The following is a 4,880-nucleotide window of genomic DNA, read 5'->3' as shown; positions in this document are numbered from 1 at the left end:
GTTCTACGGCACCGGCATCCCGGCCGCGATCCTGATCCTGCGCAAGACGAAGGCCGACCGGAACGTCCTCTTCATCGACGCCTCGCGCGCGTTCAAGTCGGGCAAGAACCAGAACCAGCTCACCGACGCCAACATCCGCAGGATCGTCGAGACCTACCACGCCCGCGCCGGCGCCCCGAAATACGCCCATCTGGCGACCCCGGAGGAAATCGCCGGCAACGACTTCAATCTCAACATCCCCCGCTACGTCGACACATTCGAGGAGGAGGCCGAGATCGACCTCGTCGCCGTCCGCACCGAACGGCTGCGCCTCAAGGCCGAGCTGGAGGAGCTGGAAACGAAGATGGACGGCTACCTCAAGGAGCTGGGCTACTGATGGCCGGCGAGATCATCCAGTACCTGACCGAGGACGGCGTCACCGTCATCCGGCTGCAGGCACGGGACGGCAACGTCTGGCTCAGCCAGGCGGACATGGCCGAACTGTTCCAGACCACGGTCTCGAACATCAACAAGCATATCAAAGGCATAATCGCGGATGGGGAGCAGTCGGAGGCAACTGTTGAGGATTACTCAATAGTTCGATCCGAGGGCACGCGCAGGGTCGAGCGCCAGGTGGCCCACTATAACCTGCCCATGATCATGGCGGTGGGCTTTCGCGTCCGCTCGCCGCGGGGCAGCCAGTTCCGCCGCTGGGCCGCCGCCTCGCTGAGCGAGTACCTGGTTAAGGGCTTCGTCATGGACGATGCCCGGCTGAAGGACCCCGACGCCGACTATTTCGAAGAGCTGCTGGCGCGCATCCGCGATATCCGCGCCTCGGAGAAGCTCTTCTACAAGAAGGTGCTCGACATCTACGCCACGGCCGTCGACTACGACCCGAAGGCCGAGGCCAGCCAGCAGTTCTTCCAGACGGTGCAGAACAAGATGCACCACGCCGCCCACGGCCAGACGGCGGCAGAGACTAAGGCCGCCCGCGCCGACGCCACCAAGCCGATGATGGGCCTGACCAGCTGGCCCGGCGAGGCCCGCGGCCAGCTTCCCACCCGCGCCGACGCCCAGGTGGCCAAGAACTATCTGGCGCCCGCGGAGATGGAGACGCTGAACCGCATCACCGTCGCCTTCCTGGAATTCGCCGAGGCGATGGCCAGGAACCGCCGCCCCATGCACATGGCCGACTGGATCGCCAAGCTCGACGACTTCCTGAAGCTCGGCGACCATCCCCTGCTCGCCGGCGCCGGCAAGGTTCAGGCCAAGGTGGCCGAGAACAAGGTCAACGCCGAGTACGACGCCTGGCACACGCGCACGATCAATTCGCCGAGCGCGGTGGAGAAGCACTTCGTGGAGGCGATCGGGAAGGCGAAGGCGATTGAGGGTGCCCGACCGAAGCCGGTGAAGGGGACCAAGGAATGACCGAAGTCTCTAAAGCGTCGGCCTACCCTAAGTCTGTGCAACCTGGCCTGCCGCGCCTTGCGGCAACACCACCGGGGTGGTCGCGCAGCCGGCTCTCCGACCACCTGTTCGAGGAGGCACGGCCAGTCAAGATGACCGACGACGAACTCTACGACCTGGTGACGGTGAAGCGTTCGCGCGGCGGCGTCGTGCTGCGAGAGCGGCTGAAGGGCAGCGAAATCGCGGTCAAAACCCAGTTTCGACTAAAGGCTGGGGACTTCCTGATTTCGAAGCGCCAGATCGTCCATGGAGCGTGTGGAATTGTGCCACCCCAACTCGACGGCGCCATCGTGTCGAACGAATACGCGGTGCTCCGGGCGCGTCCGTGGTGGACCTCAAGTTCCTGAACTGCCTCGCCCACTCGATCTACTTTCAGCAGACCTGCTTCCATTCCAGCATCGGCGTCCACGTCGAGAAGATGATCTTCAAACTGGAAGAGTGGCTGAAGTGGGATTTCGATTTTCCGCCTGTGCGCGATCAACGACTGATCGCAGAGATCCTCGCCACTTGGGACCGGGCCACCGAGACGGTCGCAGCCTTGGTCGGCAACGCCCGCAAGCAGAAGGCGGCGCTCATGCAGGCTCTGCTGACCCGGAAGCGCCGGCTGCCGGGGTGTGTAGAGGAGTGGACAACAACTTCCCTAGATCAACTCGGCACTACCTTTGGCGGCCTGTCGGGAAAATCCAAGGCCGACTTCGGCACAGGTGCCCCATTCGTTACGTATAAGAACGTGTTCGAGAACGCCGTGACCGATCCCCAGTACGTCGATCTAGTCGAGGTCGGCGAGGGAGAGCGTCAGAACTCGATACGCTTTGGCGACATCCTGTTTACGACCTCCTCGGAAACGCCCAAAGAAGTTGGCATGAGCAGTGTCGTGCTCTTTGATCCCGGCACCATGTATCTGAACAGCTTCTGCTTCGGCTTCCGCCCTAAGGCCGCTGATGCAATTGTACCGGCATTTGCCGCGCACTTCTTCCGCTCCGAAGAGATGCGGACCAAGATCGCGGCGCTCGCACAAGGATCAACGCGCCATAATATTTCCAAGGCACAACTATTGAAGTTGAGCTTCGCGTTGCCGCCTCCGCCCGAACAGCAATCGATTTCTAGAATTCTCGATGCAGCACAGGCGGACATAGATCACCTGAATGAACAACTCACGGCTCTACGCCAGGAAAAGTCCGCCCTGATGCAGCAGCTGCTGACGGGGAAGCGCCGGGTCAGGCTTTCACAAACGGAGACCGCATGATTTGGGAAGAACGAAAATCAGGTTGGGTCAAGAAGACTGGGGATGCCCGAACGTCGGGCGATGTCGACTACGCCCGGGTCATTCACTCGGCGTCGTTTCGGCGTCTGCAGGGCAAAACCCAGATCCTGAATTTGGGCGACAGCGACTTCTACCGGACACGTCTGACCCATTCTCTCGAAGTTGCTCAGATCGCGGGCGGCCTGGCCGCCCAGCTTCGTCAAAATTTCCCGCAGCATGAGGCGATCCCCTATATTCCGGATCGCAGCTTGATGCATGCCATCGCCTGCACCCATGATCTCGGCCATCCACCCTTCGGCCACGGTGGCGAAGTGGCTCTAAACTACTGCATGCGAGCAAACGGCGGGTTCGAAGGCAACGGCCAGACCCTCCGCATTCTGTCGAAGCTGGAAAAGTTCTCCGAAGCCAATGGGGCGGACCTGTGTCGGACGGCGCTGCTCGGCGTCCTAAAGTATCCGGTGGCGTACAGTGTTGCCAGAAACCCCGAAATTCAACCGCGGATGCTGCCTGACACCAGCGGCACCCCGTTGTTGGATCGCAAGGCTTCAAAGCCTCCCAAATGTTACATGGACAGCGAGGCAGATGTTGTTTCGTGGCTTCTCCGACCTCTGTCGGACAACGATCGCGACCTGTTTCAGGCTTGCGACCCACAGCCAGGGAAGCATGGCCGGGCACGGCACAAGTCGTTCGCGTGCAGTATCATGGACCTCGCCGACGACATCAGTTTCGGCGTCCACGACATGGAAGACGCCATGGCGCTTCGTCTCGTCGATGAGGCCGCTTTCCGAAGGCACGTCACACCGAAGAAGTGCGAGGGGCTGCTCAGTTACCTGAACAGCAACTACGCGGGGAAGTATGGCAACGACGTACACGATGGACTCGTCACTCAGCTCTTCAAGGATGGTGCGGAACGAAAGCACCAGATCAACAGGATTCTGAACTTCGTCATTACCAGCGTCGAGATTGAAGAGGTGTCAGAGTTCACCGAGCCACGCCTGCGCTATCGCGCAAAGCTGCCCGAGCCGGTCGCCCGCTTTGTTGGCGCGGTGAAAGATTTCATCCGTGAGGAGGTGATTCTTGGCCCGAGCGTCCAGCACTTGGAGTTCAAAGGGCAAATGATGGTGATTTCGGTCTTCGAGGTCCTGAAATCTGATCCGAAGAGCTTCCTGCCGTGTGACATCTATCAAAAGTACGAAACGAGTGCCGACCCTCTACGCGACATTTGCGACTATGTCGCGGGCATGACCGATACCTACCTGCTGAGGACCTACGAACGGCTGTTTGCGCCCAGGATCGGGTCGGTCTTCGACAAGCTGTAACCATGCCCCACGCCCCTAACACCGCCGAAATCTATTCCTCCCACGTCCCCGCCCTCGCGACGCTCGTCACCCTCGGCTGGCGCTACATGCCGCCGGCGGAGTGCCTGGCGGCGCGCGGCGGGCCGCAGGGTGTCCTGCTGGCGCCGGTGCTGGTGGAGGAGCTGCGGCGGCGGACCTTCGAGTACAAGGGCAGGATCCATCCGCTCTCGACCAATGCCATCGACCAGATCGTGCGCGAGCTGTCCTCGCCCGCGCTGAACGAAGGCCTGCTGACCGCCAACGAGCGGATCTACAATGCTCTCACCCTGGGCGTGACGGTCACGGAGTTCGTCGACGGCAAGCGCCACAGCGTCACCGTGCCGATCGTCGACTGGGCCCGGCCGCTGGCCAATCGCTTCACGGTGACCGAGGAGATGGAGCTGCTGGCCGCCGACGGGGTGCATACGAGGCGGCCGGACGTGGTCGGCTACGTCAACGGCATCCCCCTGCTGGTGATCGAGGCCAAGCGGCCCGACAGCGGCAATCCCAACAAGGCCATGGTCGACGAGGGGATCAGCCAGATGATCCGCAACCAGGGCCAGGACGAGATCCCTCAGCTGTTCGCCTACGCCCAGCTGCTGGTCTCCATCGGCATGACCGATGCCCGCTACGCCACCACGCGGACGCCCCGGAAGTTCTGGGCACGCTGGCGCGAGGAGCAGCTGGACGAGGCCCACTTCAAGGCGGTCAAGAACCGGGCGCTGGAGACCGACCCGCGCGAGGCGCTGCTGCGCAATCGCCTGTCCGACGTGAAGGAGCACTTCATCAGCCTGTGGAGCGGGGAGCAGGAGGTCACCCACCAGGACCGGCTG

Annotated in this window: 6 protein-coding genes; all 6 read left to right on the top strand. The window is 62.0% G+C overall.

Features of this window, described 5'->3' with window-relative positions; genetic code table 11:
- A partial coding sequence (locus tag ACT6UX_RS30170; protein ID WP_444778832.1) for an N-6 DNA methylase occupies positions 1–376 on the top strand: 376 nt, incomplete at its 5' end.
- Positions 376–1,407: a virulence RhuM family protein gene (locus tag ACT6UX_RS30165; protein WP_444778831.1), complete on the top strand. Its 1,032-nt coding sequence runs from the start codon at positions 376–378 to the stop codon at positions 1,405–1,407. The genes ACT6UX_RS30170 and ACT6UX_RS30165, both read left to right, overlap by 1 nt.
- A complete protein-coding gene (locus tag ACT6UX_RS30160; RefSeq protein WP_444778830.1) occupies positions 1,404–1,793 on the top strand; it encodes a hypothetical protein in 390 nt (129 codons plus the stop codon). Before ACT6UX_RS30165 ends, ACT6UX_RS30160 begins: the two co-directional genes overlap by 4 nt.
- A complete protein-coding gene (locus ACT6UX_RS30155) occupies positions 1,775–2,692 on the top strand; it encodes a restriction endonuclease subunit S (protein ID WP_444778829.1) in 918 nt (305 codons plus the stop codon). The genes ACT6UX_RS30160 and ACT6UX_RS30155 overlap by 19 nt, the downstream gene beginning before the upstream one ends.
- Entirely contained in the window at positions 2,689–4,029 is a 1,341-nt protein-coding gene (locus ACT6UX_RS30150) for an anti-phage deoxyguanosine triphosphatase (RefSeq protein WP_444778828.1), read from the top strand. The genes ACT6UX_RS30155 and ACT6UX_RS30150 overlap by 4 nt, the downstream gene beginning before the upstream one ends.
- Before the next feature lie 2 nt (positions 4,030–4,031).
- The coding region (locus ACT6UX_RS30145; protein ID WP_444778827.1) for a type I restriction endonuclease at positions 4,032–4,880 on the top strand (849 nt) is incomplete at its 3' end.

It is taken from the genome of Reyranella sp., assembly GCF_052439685.1.
Lineage (GTDB): Bacteria > Pseudomonadota > Alphaproteobacteria > Reyranellales > Reyranellaceae > Reyranella.
This window is presented reverse-complemented; position numbering and strand designations above follow the sequence as displayed.